This window comes from Azospirillum largimobile (assembly GCF_977007025.2).
Genome location: NZ_CDRMUA020000003.1, coordinates 324,848 through 338,413, shown reverse-complemented (window position 1 = coordinate 338,413; position 13,566 = coordinate 324,848). Strand labels below are relative to the sequence as shown.

Here is a 13,566-nt window from a genome sequence, read left to right as displayed (position 1 = left end):
AGGCCTATGACCACGCTCCCGGCGGCCACCCCATTGTCGGCATGTCCATAGCAGGGCTTTGCGACGCTTCGCCACATCGCTGTTGAGAGTGATTCGCATCATTATGGCCCCTGCGGCCCGGTGCCGCCGAATTGCACGCCCTGTCGGTGCCGTGCAGCCGAAAGGTGATCCTCAATGACTGCCCCCGTGTCGGGTCCGATCTCCGGACCCGCTTCCGCCGCCGTTCCCTCTCCCGTTGCCCGCATGACGCCCGGTCCGGCACCCGGTACCTCCTCCGACCCGCCGTCCGCCGTGGACGGCTGCCGTCTCGGCGCGTTGCGCAAGGGCCAGCGCGCGGTGGTGACCGGTCTCGACGAGAGTGCGGTCGCCACCCCGCTGCCGCCCGGCGAACTGGAACGCCGCATGATCGAGATGGGCCTGATCGAAGGCGCCCGCGTGGAGATCCTGCATGAAGGATTCCCGGGCTCCGATCCGCTTGCCGTGCGCATCAACGACCACACCCTGGCCATGCGCCGGGCGGAGGCGCACGCCGTTCTGGTGACGCTCGGCTGAGCGTCGCCTCCCCTTCCTGCGGAAAGGATTTCCGCGATGTCGAATTCTGCCGTTTTGGCCGTACCCGTTATGCCCACAGCCGGTTTGGCCGCTTTGCCGCGCATCGCGCTGGTCGGCAACCCGAACTGCGGCAAGACCGCCCTGTTCAACGCGCTGACCGGCGCCCGCCAGAAGGTCGCCAACTATCCCGGCGTCACGGTGGAGCGCAAGGTGGGCGAGCTCCTGAGCCCCGCCGGCGCCCGCGTCCAGGTGATCGACCTGCCCGGCACCTACAGCCTGCGCGCCCGCTCTCCCGACGAGGAGGTGACACGCGACGTCGTGCTCGGCCGGTTCGAGCATGAAACGCCGCCGGACGTGATGGTCTGCGTCGCCGACGCCACCAACCTGCGCCTGCATCTGCGGCTGGTGCTGGAGTTGAAGAAGCTCGGCCGTCCCATCATCCTGGCGCTCAATATGATGGATGTCGCCGAGGCGCGCGGCTGCCGCGTCGACGCGGCGGCCCTGTCGGCGGCGCTCGGCGTGCCGGTGGTGCCCACGGTGGCGATCAAGCGCACCGGCGTGGTCGGCCTGCTCGACCAGATCGACCGCAGCATGATGGTGATGGCGTGCGACGGCCCCCCGGCACCCTGCGGCTGGAGCGAACCGTCGGCACGCGACCTGCGCGCCTACCATCAAGAGGTCGAATCGATCCTGGCCGCCGCGCTGCGCGACGCCGGAAAGCCGTCGCTCGCCACGCAACGCATCGACGCGGCCCTGCTGCACCCGGCCATCGGCCTGCCCTTCCTGTTCCTGGTGCTGTTCCTGATGTTCCAGGCGGTGTTCGCCTGGGCGGCCCTGCCGATGGACATGATCGAGGGCGCCCTGGGCTGGGTGCAGGCGGCAGCCGGCGCCGCCCTGCCCGACGGCATGCTGAAGAGCCTGATCACCGACGGCATCATCGCCGGGGTGGGCAGCGTGGTGATCTTCCTGCCGCAGATCCTCGTGCTGTTCCTTTTCATCCTGATCCTTGAATCCACCGGCTACATGGCACGGGCGGCCTTCCTGCTCGACCGGCTGATGGGCGGCGTCGGCCTGCACGGCAGGGCCTTCATCCCGCTGCTGTCCAGCTTCGCCTGCGCCGTGCCCGGCATCATGGCGGCGCGCACCATCGAAAACCGCGCCGACCGGCTGGCCACCATCATGATCGCCCCGCTGATGACCTGCTCGGCCCGGCTGCCGGTTTACACGCTGATCATCGCCGCCTTCGTCCCCGAACAGACGGTGGCCGGCGGCATGATCGGGCTGCAGGGGCTGGTGATGTTCACGCTCTATGCCGCGGGCATCCTGTCGGCGCTGGCGGTCGCCTTCGTGCTGAAGCGCACGATCTTCAAGGGCGCGCGGGAGCCGCTGCTGATGGAACTGCCGGCCTATCGGCTGCCCAGCCCGCGCGACATCCTGATCGGCCTGCTGGAACGCGCCCGCATCTTCCTGGCCCGCGCCGGCACGGTGATCTTCGCCATCATGATCCTGCTGTGGTTCCTCGGCACGTTCCCGGGGGCACCCGAGGGCGCCACCGGCCCGGCGATCGACTACAGCTTCGCCGGAATGCTGGGCCATGCGCTGGCGCCGCTGCTGGCGCCCATCGGCTTCACCTGGCAGATCGCCATCGCGCTGGTGCCGGGCATGGCGGCGCGCGAGGTGGCGGTGGCCGCGCTCGGCACCGTCTATGCGCTGAGCGAGACGGGAGACGCGCTGTCCGGCTCGTTGTCCGGCGTGCTGGCGGCGGACTGGAGCTTGCCGACGGCGCTGTCGCTGCTGGCATGGTTCGTGTTCGCCCCGCAATGCGTCTCCACCCTGTCGGTGGTGAAGCGGGAGACCAACTCCTGGTTCTGGATGATGGTGATGATCGCCTATATGACGCTGCTCGCCTACGGTGCGGCCTTCGTCACCTTCCGGATGTCCAGCGCCCTGCTGGGAGGGTGAGCGATGATGGAAACACTCGTCGTCGGGCTGATCGTCACCCTGGCCTTCGCCTGGGTCGCCTGGACCATCCTGCTGCCGGCCGCCGCCCGTGACCGCCTGCGCCGGCTGGCGGGTCGCCCCGCCCCGCCAGCCCCGGCGGGCGGTTGCGGCGGGGGCTGCTGCGGCTGCGAGGCGGCCGGCCCGAAGCCGGTGCGGCGCCACGGCGGCTCCTGCGGGAGCCACTGAGAGGGGTGACGGTCAGCCGCCCCGCGCCAGCGCGCGGCGGAAGGCGTCCAGCGTCTCGGCGCTGACATGGTGCTCGATGCCTTCGGCGTCGATGCGCGCAGTGTCGGCGCTGACGCCGAGGGAGCGCAGGAAGGCCTCCACCGTCTGGTGGCGCTCCCGGCTTTCCTCGGCGATCCGGCGGCCGGCATCGGTAAGGAACACCGCCCGGTAGGGCTTGCGGGTGACCAGCCCCTCCGCCGCCAGACGGTCGAGCATGCGGGCGACGGTGGGCTGCGCCACGCCAAGCCTTGCGGCGATGTCGACCTGCCGGGCCTCCTGCCCGCTTTCGATCAGGTCGGCGATCAGCTCCACGTAATCCTCGGCCAGGGCGGAGCGCTGCGCCTCCCGTGTGCGGCGGAACCCCTCGGCATGGAGTTCGGCATCGGGCAGGGCGGAATCAGCCGACACGGCCCCACCCTCTTCCCACTCAGGCGACTTCCGGGATTCGGCCATCGCGCGCGTCGACTCCTCTGAAGGTCATGCCCAAACGGTTGCGCCACACCCTCCGACGCCAACCGCTGGCCGTCAAGCCACCATCGATCCGACCGACACCCACCCGTCGGGACGCGCATCCTTCGGGGATGGGTGGAGATTCCGGCAAAAAGTTGCGGTTCGGAAAGTATAGCACCTTGCATACTCGTTGTCCCGGTACATACTTGATTGATACCAATTCGCAACTCGGCCAGGAGTCTCGCCGATGTCGGAAGCCGAAGCCGCCCTGCCGACCCCGAAGGCCTGGAGGAATTCCAGTCCGGATGGAGAGGCGCGACTCAGCCTGCCTGAGGTCCATGCCTCCGTCGCGGTGCCGCAGGGCGGCCTGTGGCTGCGCCGGATGCTGGCCTTCGCCGGGCCGGGCTACATGGTGTCGGTCGGCTATATGGATCCCGGCAATTGGGCGACCGACCTCGCCGGCGGGTCACAGTTCGGCTACACGCTGCTTGCCGTCATCATGTTGTCGAACCTGATGGCGATTCTGCTGCAGTCGCTGGCTGCAAGGCTCGGCATCGTCACCGGCCGCGATCTGGCCCAGGCCTGCCGCGACCATTATCCGCGTCCGGTCAACATGGTGCTGTGGGTGGCGTGCGAGGCAGCGATCATCGCCTGCGACCTTGCCGAAGTGATCGGCACCGCCATCGCGCTGAACCTGCTGTTCGGCATCCCGCTGATCGGCGGCGCGCTGATCACCGCGCTCGACGCCTTCCTGGTCCTGCTGCTGATGCAGCGGGGGTTCCGCTATCTGGAAGCCTTCGTGATTGCGCTGCTGGTGGTCATCGCCGGCTGCTTCATCGTGCAGATCGCCGCCGCCGCTCCGCCGGTCGCCGCCGTCCTGCACGGCTTCGTGCCATCGGCGGAGATCGTCACCAACCCCGAGATGCTCTACATCGCCATCGGCATCCTGGGCGCGACGGTGATGCCGCACAACCTGTACCTTCATTCGTCCATCGTGCAGACGCGGGCCTATCCGCGCACGGAGGAAGGGCGGCGCGACGCCATCACCTGGGCCACCGCCGACAGCACCATCGCGCTGATGCTGGCCCTGTTCGTCAATGCCGCCATCCTGATCCTGGCAGCCAGCGTCTTCCACGGCAGCGGCCATACCGACGTCGCGGAGATCGGACAGGCGTTCGAACTGCTGTCGCCCCTGCTCGGCCTCGGCATCGCATCGACCCTGTTCGCGGTGGCATTGCTGGCCTCCGGCCTGAATTCCACGGTGACGGCGACGCTGGCCGGCCAGATCGTGATGGAGGGCTTCCTGCGGCTGCGCCTGCCCCATTGGGCGCGCCGGCTGCTGACCCGCGGGCTTGCCATCATCCCGGTGGTGGTGGTGACGGCGATCTATGGCGAACGCGGCACGGCGCAGCTTCTGGTCTTCAGTCAGGTGGTGCTGTCGATGCAGTTGCCCTTCGCGGTGATCCCGCTGGTCCGCTTCGTCACCGACCGCAGCAAGATGGGCAAATTCGTGGTCCCCGGCTGGGTCGCTACCCTGTCCTGGATCGTCGCCACGGTGATCGTCGTGCTGAACCTGAAGCTGCTGTACGACACCGTCCTCGCGTGAGGGCCGGTCAGTCGCGGCCGGTCAGCCGCAGTAGGGGCCGAACCAGCCGAGCCCCTCCTCGGTCCGGCCCCGCGGGCGGTATTCGCAACCGACGAACCCGCCATAGCCCAGCCGGTCCAGTTCGGCGAACAGAAAGGGCCAGTTGAGTTCCTCCCCGTCCGGTTCCTGGCGGGAGGGGACCGAGGCGATCTGGATATGGCCGATCATCGGCATCAGCCGGCGCAGCGCCGTGGTGACGTCGCCATGCAGGATCTGCCGGTGGTAGATGTCGAACTGCAGCCTGACGTTCGGCCGCCCGATCCCGGCGATCAGCCTTTCCGCGGCGGCGAAATCATTCAGGAAATAGCCGGGCATGTCGCGCCCGTTGATCGGCTCCAGCATCAGATCGATGCCGCGTTCGCCCAGCACATCGGCGGCATACAGCACCGCATCGCGATAGCGCGCGGCGGCCGCCGGGTCGCCGGGCTCGCCCAGCCCGGCCATAAGGTGCAGCCGGCGGCAGCCCGTCGCCTCGGCATAGCGCAGCGCGGTGGCGACGCCGGCCTTCACCTCTCCGAAGCGGCCGGGCAGAGCGGCCAGCCCCCGCTCCCCCGCCGCCCAGTCGCCGGGCGGCATGTTGAACAGGGCCTGGGTCAGGCGATTGCGCTGGAGACGCCCGGCGATCTCGTCCGGCGCATGGTCGTAGGGAAACAGATACTCGACGGCGCGGAAGCCGGCATCCGCCGCGGCGTCGAAGCGGTCGAGGAACGGCCTCTCCGTGAACATCATCGTCAGGTTTGCGGCGAAGCGGGGCATGGCGCGGACCAGCCTTGGCAGGAGGGATGTCCGGGGCCGGCCCCGGCGGATGCGGCCGGACGGCCAGCCGCATCACGCGCGGGATTGAAGAGAAGCCATCCCGAAAGGTCAAGGCCGGTTCCGGCAGCAGGTCGCCAGGGCCATCGCATTTGGCTCCCTCTCCCGCCCCGGGAGAGGGAGCCAAATGCGAAAACCCTGGACAAGCCGCAACCCGGTCCGCCGGACTCAGCCGTTGCGGTAGGTGTAGCTGTAGCCGTTGATCGCCGGCGCCCCGCCGAGATGGGCGTAGAGCACCTTGGAGCCCTCCGGGAACCAGCCCTTCCTGACGAGGTCGATCATGCCCTGCATCGACTTGCCTTCATAGACCGGGTCGGTGATCATCGCCTCGGTGCGGGCGGCGAGGCGGATGGCCTCGTTGGTCTCGGCGCTCGGCACGCCATAGGCGGGATAAGCGTAGTTTTCCAGGATGACGATCTCGTCGTCGCGGACCTCGCGGCCGAGCTCGACCAACTCGGCCGTGCTGTCGACGATCTGGCGAACCTGGGTTCGGGTCTGCTCCGGCGTACCGGAGGCGTCGATTCCGATCACACGGTCGGCCCGGTCGTCGTCGGCGAAACCGACGATCATGCCGGCCTGGGTCGATCCGGTCACCACGCAGACGACGATGTAGTCGAACTTGAAGCCGAGTTCGGCCTCCTGCTTGCGCACCTCCTCGGCAAAGCCGACATAGCCGAGCCCGCCATATTTGTGCACCGACGCGCCGGCCGGAATGCCGTAGGGCTTGCCGCCGGCATCCTTGACCGACTGGATCGCCTCTTCCCAGCTCTTGCGGATGCCGATGTCGAAGCCGTCCGGAACGATGCGGCTGTCCGCGCCCATCAGGCGGGTCAGCAGGATGTTGCCGACACGGTCATAAACGGCGTCCTCGTGCGGGACCCAGCTTTCCTGCACCACGACGCATTTCATGCCGATCTTGGCCGCCGTCGCCGCCACCATGCGCGTGTGGTTGGACTGCACACCGCCGATCGACACCAGCGTGTCCGCGCCCGAGGCGATGGCGTCCGGAACGATGTATTCCAGCTTGCGCAGCTTGTTGCCGCCCATGGCGAGGCCGGAGTTGCAGTCGTCGCGCTTGGCGTAGATCTCGACCTTGCCGCCCAGCGCGGCGGTCAGGCGCGGCAAATGCTCGATCGGAGTCGGGCCGAAGGTGAGCGGATAGCGTTCGAAACGGTCGAGGCGCATCGTGGCATGCTCCATTGGTGAGGTGGAGCAACGGTATCACCGTCGTTTTGAAAGGTGCTTCCATAGTTTTCCGGCAGATTTCGCATCATTTCATCATTGCCGACCCTCGGTGAGCGAGATAGCCTCATTCTAAGCCAAAAAATGGAAGAGTCTTTCATGGCTGAAAAGCTGGACACGGTTGATCGCCGGATTCTGCAGCATCTTCAAAGGGATGGCCGGATGTCCAACGCGGATGTCGCCGCCGCGGTCCATGTCAGCCCGGCGACTTGCCACCGGCGTACGCAACGCCTGTTCGAGGACGGCTATATCCGGTCGGTGCGGGCGGAAATCGCACCGGCGAAGGTGGACCGCGGGACGCTGGTGATCGTCGGGGTGGTGCTCGACCGCTCGACGCCGGAAAGCTTCGGCGACTTCGAAAAGGCGATCCGCAAGCTGCCCTTCGTGCTGGACTGCCATCTGGTCGCCGGCGACTTCGACTTCTTCCTGAAAATCCGCGTCAGCGACATCGCGGACTTCAACGAACTGCATGGGCAGCAACTGATCGCCCTGCCCGGCGTGCGGCAGACGCGGACCTTCTTTGTCATGAAGGAGGTGATCGACAACGCCCTGCTGGACTTCTGAACAAGTCCGCCGATGAGGAAGGCGCCGGCCCCGCCCGCCGCCGCGGGATGACGGGGCCGGCGGTCCGGTCAAGCCGGCAGGGGCGAAGCCTGGCGGGCCAGCAGCTTCCAGCTGCCGTCGACCTTCTTCCAGACCTGCAGCACCTTGATGTGGGCGGTGTTGGTCTTGCCGTCGGCCAGGTTGTTGACGGAATCGAAGGTGTGGCGGGCGATGGCGATGTCGCCGACCACCTGGATCACATGGTCGCTGAGGTCCAGCGCCTTGAAGGCGTTCTTGCCGTCCAGGCTGCTGACGAAGGCCGCCTTGTCTTCCAGCCGGCTGTTGGAATGGCCGTAGGTCAGCTGCTCCATCGTCATGGCGCGCAGCGTGGCGCCGTCGCCGGCCAGCATGGCGTCGCGTAGCGCATTCACCGCCTTCGCCACCAGCTGCTGGTCGTCGTCGGCCGCGAAGGCGGTCGTCAGCGGGGCGATGGCACCGGATGCCGCCAGCCCGACGGCAGCTGTGGCGAGCAGGACGCGGCGCGAGCGGATATGGCCGGATTTGAAAGCATTCTTCTTGAGCATGGTGACCCTCCCAATCGATTGCTGTCGTGCCCGCCCGGAAAGGAACGGGCCATAAATTGGTATACTAGTATGCATTGCTGTTCCAGCGCCCCTTGGGGGTGTGCGCCGGTTCGCCGCAGGGCGCAGGAAGCGGGCGGCCGACGACACGCGAGCCGTCCTATGTAACTTTCCGCAGATCCTCTTGTGATCGGCTGCGCGGGACGGCCGGGACGGGTATGCTCCCCGCCGCGACTCGAGGGATGGACAGCAAGGGGACGGGAATGGCGACCAGACGGCGCAAGCTACCGCGCAAGCGCAAGGGCAGGCAGGTGACGACCGCCCGCGGGACGGCGGCGGACACGATCAATATGGGCCGGCCGTCGCCCGGCGGCCTCACCACGGCGGTGAGAGGGACGGCGGCGAGAACGACGGCGGTGGCCGGCGCCAAGGGGCGCAGGCCAAGCTTCGCCGCCACGCCCGATGCAGCCGCCGGACGCTTCCTCAGCCCCGAACAGCAATATCTGCTGAAGAAGCGGCGCGAGGCGGAGCAGCGCGAGGCGAAGGACCGCCGCACCGCCCTTGCCATAATCCTGGCGCTGGTCCTTCTCGTAGCCGGGGCGGTCGCGGGGCTGGTCTGGCTCTGGCAGTCCTCGGTGGCCTGAAGGAAGGCTGGGGCAAGCGGGGTTCAGGCTGCCAAGGCGGCCTCCAACCCGGCGGCGATGCCCAGCAGGCTGCGGTCGCTGCCCCGGCGGCCCATCGCCATCAGCCCTACCGGCAGCCCGGCGGACGGCACCGGCAACGAGATCGCCGGCACGTCGAACAGGTTGGCGATGCGGGTGTTGCGCAGCAGCAGCAGGTTGACGCGGTGGAAGGCGGCATCCTCCAGCACATCGGCGATGGCGGGGGCGGTCAGCGGAACGGTGGGCAGCAGCAGGACCGGATGCCGGGCCAGCCGCTCGTCCATCAGACGGATCAGGTCGGCGCGGCGGCGCTGCATGCGGACGTAATCGGCGGCAGGCGTCCGGCCACCGGCCTCGATGCGGGCGCGGGTCTTGGGATCGATGCCGTCGAGCTCCGCGATGCCAAGCTCCGCCAGCGTCGCCGCAAGCTCGATGGCGGTGAAGACGCCGACGCGGTCCAGATCGGCCAGGGCGTCCAGTTCGGCGTCGATGGAGCCCTCGACGATGTGAGCACCGGCGGCACGCAGGCGGTCCAGCGCCGCCTCGAAAGCAGCGGCGACCGCCGGTTCGATCCCGTCGAACAGCCGCCACCGCGGCACCAGGAAGGATTGGCCGGCAACCGGCAGCGGGACCAGCGGCGCTGGGTCGCCGTCGCCGAGAATTGAATCGAGCAAGGCCGCGTCGGCGACGGTCGCGGCAACCGGGCCGATCACATCCAGCGACGGCGACAGCGGGAAGGCGCCCTCGGCCGACAGGCGGCCGGAGGTCGGCTTGAACCCCACCGCGCCGGACAGCGCCGCCGGAATGCGTAGCGAACCGCCGGTGTCGCTGCCGACCGCGATCTCCGCCATGCCGTCCACCACCGAGATCACCGCACCGGAGGAGGAGCCGCCCGGCACCCGCGACCGGTCGCGCGGGTTGCCGGGATTGCCGTAATGGGGGTTGATGCCGACGGCGGAGAAGGCGAATTCGGTCATGTGGGTTCGGCCGACGATGACGGCGCCGGCGGCACGCAGCCGCGCCACGGCATGGGCATCCCGCCCGGCGGCGGGCCGGCCGCGCAGGATGGCGGAGCCGGCCGCGGTGGTGTCACCCGCCACGTCGAACAGCGCCTTGACCGAGACGATCCGGCCGTCGAGCGGCCCCAGCGGCCGACCCGCCGCCACCCGGCGATCGCTGGCGGCCGCGGCGGCCCGCGCCTCATCGGCATAGATTTCGGTGAAGACCATCGCGCCCTGCCGCTCCGGATCGGCGATGCGGGCAAGCGCCGCCTCAAGCCGTTCGGACGCGGACAGATGGGGGGCGGCGGACACGGGCATGTCGGGTTCCTGGCAGGTCATGGGACGGATCGGACTATAGCGGACCGTGCCATCGCATGTGCCACATCGGCGTCGGCTTGGCGACCAGGATCATGCGGTCGACGGAGCGGGCAGCGGCGCGAGATGCGGGTGCCCCTTGGAATCGACAAAGCCTTTTGGCTATTTTACAATTTATACATTTCTTACTGTGAAACTATCCTGATCTCTACTTTCGTCGGGGTATTTGCCCTTCGGCCGATGGCACGTGCTGACGGTGTGTGATAAGCAGGAGAGAACGAAGCGGACCGAGCAGACACAAGGCCGACGCGAGTCCCCTGGCCCCGACACGGCCTTTGCAGTTCCGAAGCCGGGGGATTGATCGCCAACGGCCGGCCTTTTCCGGAATGACTCACGGAAGGACGGACTCCGATGCCTGCAACGCCTCACTTCCATCCGCCCGGCGGCAATCCCCTGGGGCCCCTTGAACGTCATGCCGAGCGCCACATCGCCATCGTCGGCGCGGGGTTCACCGGCAGCCTGCTGGCGGCCCACCTGCTGCGCGGCGCGCGGGCGCCTCTGGTGGTCCATCTGATCGAATATGGCAGCAGACCGGGAACCGGCGTCGCCTACTCCACCCCCAACGGCGCCCATGTGCTGAATGTCCGCGCCTATAACATGAGCGCCTATCCGGACGACCCGCGCCATTTCCTGCGCTGGCTGTGGAGCCGGGCGGAGGGGCCGACACCGGAACAGCCGGTGCCGCCCAGCGGCCACGCCTTCGTGTCGCGCGCCCTGTACGGCGCCTACATCCAGGACGTTCTGGCGGAAGCGCAGGCGGAGGCCCCCACCCACGCACGCCTCAACCTGATCCGCGGCGAGGCGGTGGACGTCCGCACCGAGGACCCGGCCAACGGCAAGCGCGCCGTGCATGTGCGCCTCGGCGACGGCCGCGTGGTCAGCGCCGATACCGCCGCGCTCTGCATCGGCAACTTCCCGCCCTCCGCGCCCTGCCTGGCTTCGGCGACTGCGGCGGAGGCCTTCGCGTCCGACCGCTTCATCGGCGACCCGTGGGATGCCGCCGCCATCGGCCGCATCGACCAGGACGCCCCCGTCGCGATCCTCGGCACCGGCCTGACCATGGTGGACACGGTGCTGTCGCTGCTCGACCAGGGGCATCGCGGCCCGATCACCGCCGTGTCGCGCCGCGGCCTGCTGCCGCTGCGCCATGAGGAAACGCGGCCCTATACCTCCTTCCTGCATCCCGACGTGCTGCCCAGCACGGTGCTGGACGTGCTGATCGCGCTGAAGGCGGATGCGCGCCGGGCGACTGCGGACGGCTATGACTGGCGGTCTGCCTTCGACGCGCTGCGTCCGCACCATCACCGCATCTGGTCGCATCTGCCGATGGAGGAGCGCCGCCGCTTCCTCCGTCACGCCCGCCCCTTCTGGGAGGTGCACCGCCACCGCATGGCCCCCCAGGTGGCCGACCGGATCGCCGCCGCCCGAGCCAGCAGCCAGCTGACGATCCTGCCGGGCCGGCTGAAGGACGCGGCATTGACCGCGGGCGGGTTGGACCTGCACATCGTCGAGCGCGGCGGCGGAGCGACACGGGTGCTGACGACGGGTGCGCTGATCAACGCGACCGGCACCAACTGCGACTACACCCGCATCCGCCATCCGCTGGTGCGCTCGCTGCTGGACCGCGGCCTCGCGCGGCCGGATACGCTGCGGCTGGGGCTGGACGTGACGGAAGGCGGTGCGGTGATCGCCGCCGACGGCACCCCGGCTCCCCGCCTGCTGGCCTTCGGCCCGGTCGCCAAGGCGCCGTTCTGGGAAATGACCGCCGTGCCCGAACTGCGCAGCCAATGCGCCGAGGCGGCCCGGCGGATACTGGACGGCCTGACCGGCGGCGCGGCGGAAGGCCAAGGGGCGCTGCCGGTGATGCCGACGCTGGAATGCCCCGATCCGCCGCGGGTGTAATTACGGGGGTGTGAAAGGGCGTAGAGGTCACCGCGCCTTGGGCAGCGGCGGCGCATAGCCGCCGGTCTTGCCGGTGCGCAGGCCGAGCGCCGCCAGACCCTCCACCAGCTTCACGGCGGCGGTGACGCCGTCGATCACAGGCAGGCCCATTTCCCCGCTCAGCGAGCGGGCGAGGTCGGCCATGCCGGCGCAGCCCAGCACGATGGTCTCGGCTCCGTCCTGCTCCATAGCCCGGCGGATTTCGGCGCGCACACGGTCGACGGCGCCGGACGCCGGGTCCTCCAGCGCCAGCACCGGCACGCCCGCCGCGCGGATGGTGCAGCGGCCGGCCATGCCGTAACGCTGGGCCAAACGCTCCAGTGCCGGGATGGAGCGGGGCAGCGTCGTCACCACGCTGAAGCGGCCGCCCAGCAGCCCGGCGGTCTGCATCGCCGCTTCGCAGATACCGATCACCGGCGCGGTGGCAAGGCTGCGCGCGGCATCCAGGCCGACGTCGTCGAAGCAGGCGATAACCGTACCGGCGATGTCGCTCCCGCGCTGGTGCCGGTCGATTTCGGCCAGCAGGCCGGGGACGGCCAGCGCCTCGTCGTAATAGCCCTCGATGCTGGCGGGGCCGGTCGGTGGGTTGACGGCGAGGATCTCGGTGCCCGGCGCGGCGACCTTGCTGGCGGCGGCACCGATCCGCTCGGTCATGGAGGCGGTGCTGTTGGGATTGACGACCAGAATGCGCATGGTGGTGGGGATCCTCAAATGCCGCTTCGGCGCAGGCGGTGGCGGCGCAGCGCGATCAGGCCCAGCAGGGCCACGCCGATCACGGTGAAGGAGAAGACCGTCGTCAGCGATCCCAGCGCATAGAGCACCGGCGTCGTGACGTTGGTGGTCATGCCGTAGATCTCCAGCGGCAGGGTGTTGAAGCTGCCGGCGGTCATCAGCGTGCGGGCGAACTCGTCATAGGACAGGGTGAAGCCGAACAGCCCGACGCCGATCAGGCTCGGCAGCAGGATCGGCAGCACGACATGGCGCACCGTCTGCCAGGGCGAGGCGCCCAGGTCGCGCGCCGCCTCCTCATAGGCCGGATTGAAGCGGTTGAAGATGGCGAAGACGATCAGCAGGCCGAAGGGCAGCGTCCAGGTCAGATGCGCGCCCAGCGCCGAGCTGTACCAGGCCGGCTCCAGCCCCAGGATGTTGAAGAACAGGCCGATGCCCAGGCTGACCAGGATCGACGGCACGATCAGGCTGGCGACGGCGAGATAGAACAGCGCCCCGCTGCCGCGGAAGCGGCGGCGGAAGGCGAAGCCGGCCAGCACCGAGAACAGCACGGTCAGCACCATCACCATCAGCCCCAGCGCGATCGACCGCCGGAAGGATCCGCCGAAATCGCCCACCGCCTGCTGTTCGAACAGGTTGCGGAACCAGTGCAGCGAGACGCCGTTCATCGGGAAAGTCAGCCCGCCCTCCGGCCCCTGGAAGGACAGGATCAGGATGGTCGCGGTCGGGCCGTAGAGGAACAGCACGAACAACGCGAAGAAGGCCCCCAGCAGATAGAAGGACAGGCCCCGGCGTGATGAATTCAT

The 13,566-nt window shown here is 68.8% G+C and carries 14 protein-coding genes; 7 read left to right on the top strand and 7 right to left on the bottom strand.

All coding sequences use genetic code 11. From position 1 onward, the window contains the following. Window positions 1–174: 174 nt before the first annotated feature. From ACWPKK_RS19160 to ACWPKK_RS19150, 3 genes are read left to right on the top strand one after another with little or no spacing between them, the layout of a single operon-like run. Window positions 175–552 (top strand): FeoA family protein, encoded by a 378-nt coding sequence (locus tag ACWPKK_RS19160; RefSeq protein WP_452007275.1) that lies wholly within the window; start codon window positions 175–177, stop codon window positions 550–552. A 36-nt stretch (window positions 553–588) separates the two neighbouring features. After that, entirely contained in the window at window positions 589–2,514 is a 1,926-nt protein-coding gene (feoB, locus tag ACWPKK_RS19155; RefSeq protein WP_452007273.1) for a ferrous iron transporter B, read from the top strand. A 3-nt stretch (window positions 2,515–2,517) separates the two neighbouring features. After that, window positions 2,518–2,739, top strand: a complete 222-nt coding sequence (locus tag ACWPKK_RS19150) for a hypothetical protein (RefSeq protein WP_452007271.1) — start codon at window positions 2,518–2,520, stop codon at window positions 2,737–2,739. Between the two features lie 12 nt (window positions 2,740–2,751). Here ACWPKK_RS19150 and mntR read toward each other — a convergent pair whose 3' ends face one another. Beyond that, window positions 2,752–3,231, bottom strand: a complete 480-nt coding sequence (mntR, locus tag ACWPKK_RS19145; protein WP_324870740.1) for a manganese-binding transcriptional regulator MntR — start codon at window positions 3,229–3,231, stop codon at window positions 2,752–2,754. A gap of 244 nt (window positions 3,232–3,475) precedes the next feature. On the opposite strand from mntR, the gene ACWPKK_RS19140 reads away from it, so the two are divergent. Next, window positions 3,476–4,834 (top strand): Nramp family divalent metal transporter, encoded by a 1,359-nt coding sequence (locus ACWPKK_RS19140; RefSeq protein ID WP_324870739.1) that lies wholly within the window; start codon window positions 3,476–3,478, stop codon window positions 4,832–4,834. Window positions 4,835–4,855: 21 nt separating this feature from the next. Here the strand turns inward: ACWPKK_RS19140 and otnI are convergent, their stop codons facing one another. Both otnI and ACWPKK_RS19130 read right to left on the bottom strand, forming a co-directional pair. Then, window positions 4,856–5,629: a 2-oxo-tetronate isomerase gene (gene otnI, locus ACWPKK_RS19135; RefSeq protein ID WP_452007268.1), complete on the bottom strand. Its 774-nt coding sequence runs from the start codon at window positions 5,627–5,629 to the stop codon at window positions 4,856–4,858. A 225-nt stretch (window positions 5,630–5,854) separates the two neighbouring features. Further along, complete coding sequence (locus ACWPKK_RS19130) at window positions 5,855–6,871, bottom strand: 1-aminocyclopropane-1-carboxylate deaminase (RefSeq protein WP_452007266.1); 1,017 nt, start codon at window positions 6,869–6,871, stop codon at window positions 5,855–5,857. 141 nt (window positions 6,872–7,012) lie between these two features. Between ACWPKK_RS19130 and ACWPKK_RS19125 the strand changes: the two genes are divergently transcribed. Then, on the top strand, window positions 7,013–7,492 hold the full coding sequence (locus ACWPKK_RS19125) for an Lrp/AsnC family transcriptional regulator (RefSeq protein ID WP_452007264.1): 480 nt from the start codon (window positions 7,013–7,015) through the stop codon (window positions 7,490–7,492). A 68-nt stretch (window positions 7,493–7,560) separates the two neighbouring features. Here the strand turns inward: ACWPKK_RS19125 and ACWPKK_RS19120 are convergent, their stop codons facing one another. Next, on the bottom strand, window positions 7,561–8,055 hold the full coding sequence (locus tag ACWPKK_RS19120) for a nuclear transport factor 2 family protein (RefSeq protein ID WP_452007262.1): 495 nt from the start codon (window positions 8,053–8,055) through the stop codon (window positions 7,561–7,563). Between the two features lie 260 nt (window positions 8,056–8,315). Here ACWPKK_RS19120 and ACWPKK_RS19115 point away from each other — a divergent pair, with 260 nt between their 5' ends. Continuing rightward, window positions 8,316–8,696 (top strand): hypothetical protein, encoded by a 381-nt coding sequence (locus ACWPKK_RS19115; protein WP_452007260.1) that lies wholly within the window; start codon window positions 8,316–8,318, stop codon window positions 8,694–8,696. A gap of 23 nt (window positions 8,697–8,719) precedes the next feature. Here ACWPKK_RS19115 and ACWPKK_RS19110 read toward each other — a convergent pair whose 3' ends face one another. Further along, window positions 8,720–10,033 (bottom strand): amidase, encoded by a 1,314-nt coding sequence (locus tag ACWPKK_RS19110; protein WP_452007258.1) that lies wholly within the window; start codon window positions 10,031–10,033, stop codon window positions 8,720–8,722. 408 nt (window positions 10,034–10,441) lie between these two features. Here ACWPKK_RS19110 and ACWPKK_RS19105 point away from each other — a divergent pair, with 408 nt between their 5' ends. Continuing rightward, the gene (locus tag ACWPKK_RS19105) at window positions 10,442–11,992 is read left to right on the top strand and encodes an FAD/NAD(P)-binding protein (RefSeq protein WP_452007256.1); all 1,551 of its coding nucleotides are present in this window, start codon (window positions 10,442–10,444) and stop codon (window positions 11,990–11,992) included. Between the two features lie 27 nt (window positions 11,993–12,019). On the opposite strand, the gene ACWPKK_RS19100 is transcribed toward ACWPKK_RS19105, so the two are convergent. Together ACWPKK_RS19100 and ACWPKK_RS19095 are read right to left on the bottom strand one after the other, a co-directional pair. Next, window positions 12,020–12,724, bottom strand: coding sequence for an aspartate/glutamate racemase family protein (locus ACWPKK_RS19100; protein WP_452007255.1), 705 nt, complete (start codon window positions 12,722–12,724; stop codon window positions 12,020–12,022). Window positions 12,725–12,738: 14 nt separating this feature from the next. Next, window positions 12,739–13,566 carry an ABC transporter permease gene (locus ACWPKK_RS19095; protein ID WP_452007254.1) on the bottom strand — a complete coding sequence of 276 codons (828 nt, stop codon included), beginning with the start codon at window positions 13,564–13,566 and terminating at the stop codon, window positions 12,739–12,741.

Coding starts and splice junctions, on each gene's coding strand:
- ACWPKK_RS19160 (WP_452007275.1), top strand. CDS start 175: ATGACTGCCCCCGTGTCGGGTCCGATCTCCGGACCCGCTTCCGCCGCC.
- feoB (WP_452007273.1), top strand. CDS start 589: ATGTCGAATTCTGCCGTTTTGGCCGTACCCGTTATGCCCACAGCCGGT.
- ACWPKK_RS19150 (WP_452007271.1), top strand. CDS start 2,518: ATGATGGAAACACTCGTCGTCGGGCTGATCGTCACCCTGGCCTTCGCC.
- mntR (WP_324870740.1), bottom strand. CDS start 3,231: ATGGCCGAATCCCGGAAGTCGCCTGAGTGGGAAGAGGGTGGGGCCGTG.
- ACWPKK_RS19140 (WP_324870739.1), top strand. CDS start 3,476: ATGTCGGAAGCCGAAGCCGCCCTGCCGACCCCGAAGGCCTGGAGGAAT.
- otnI (WP_452007268.1), bottom strand. CDS start 5,629: ATGCCCCGCTTCGCCGCAAACCTGACGATGATGTTCACGGAGAGGCCG.
- ACWPKK_RS19130 (WP_452007266.1), bottom strand. CDS start 6,871: ATGCGCCTCGACCGTTTCGAACGCTATCCGCTCACCTTCGGCCCGACT.
- ACWPKK_RS19125 (WP_452007264.1), top strand. CDS start 7,013: ATGGAAGAGTCTTTCATGGCTGAAAAGCTGGACACGGTTGATCGCCGG.
- ACWPKK_RS19120 (WP_452007262.1), bottom strand. CDS start 8,055: ATGCTCAAGAAGAATGCTTTCAAATCCGGCCATATCCGCTCGCGCCGC.
- ACWPKK_RS19115 (WP_452007260.1), top strand. CDS start 8,316: ATGGCGACCAGACGGCGCAAGCTACCGCGCAAGCGCAAGGGCAGGCAG.
- ACWPKK_RS19110 (WP_452007258.1), bottom strand. CDS start 10,033: ATGCCCGTGTCCGCCGCCCCCCATCTGTCCGCGTCCGAACGGCTTGAG.
- ACWPKK_RS19105 (WP_452007256.1), top strand. CDS start 10,442: ATGCCTGCAACGCCTCACTTCCATCCGCCCGGCGGCAATCCCCTGGGG.
- ACWPKK_RS19100 (WP_452007255.1), bottom strand. CDS start 12,724: ATGCGCATTCTGGTCGTCAATCCCAACAGCACCGCCTCCATGACCGAG.
- ACWPKK_RS19095 (WP_452007254.1), bottom strand. CDS start 13,566: ATGAATTCATCACGCCGGGGCCTGTCCTTCTATCTGCTGGGGGCCTTC.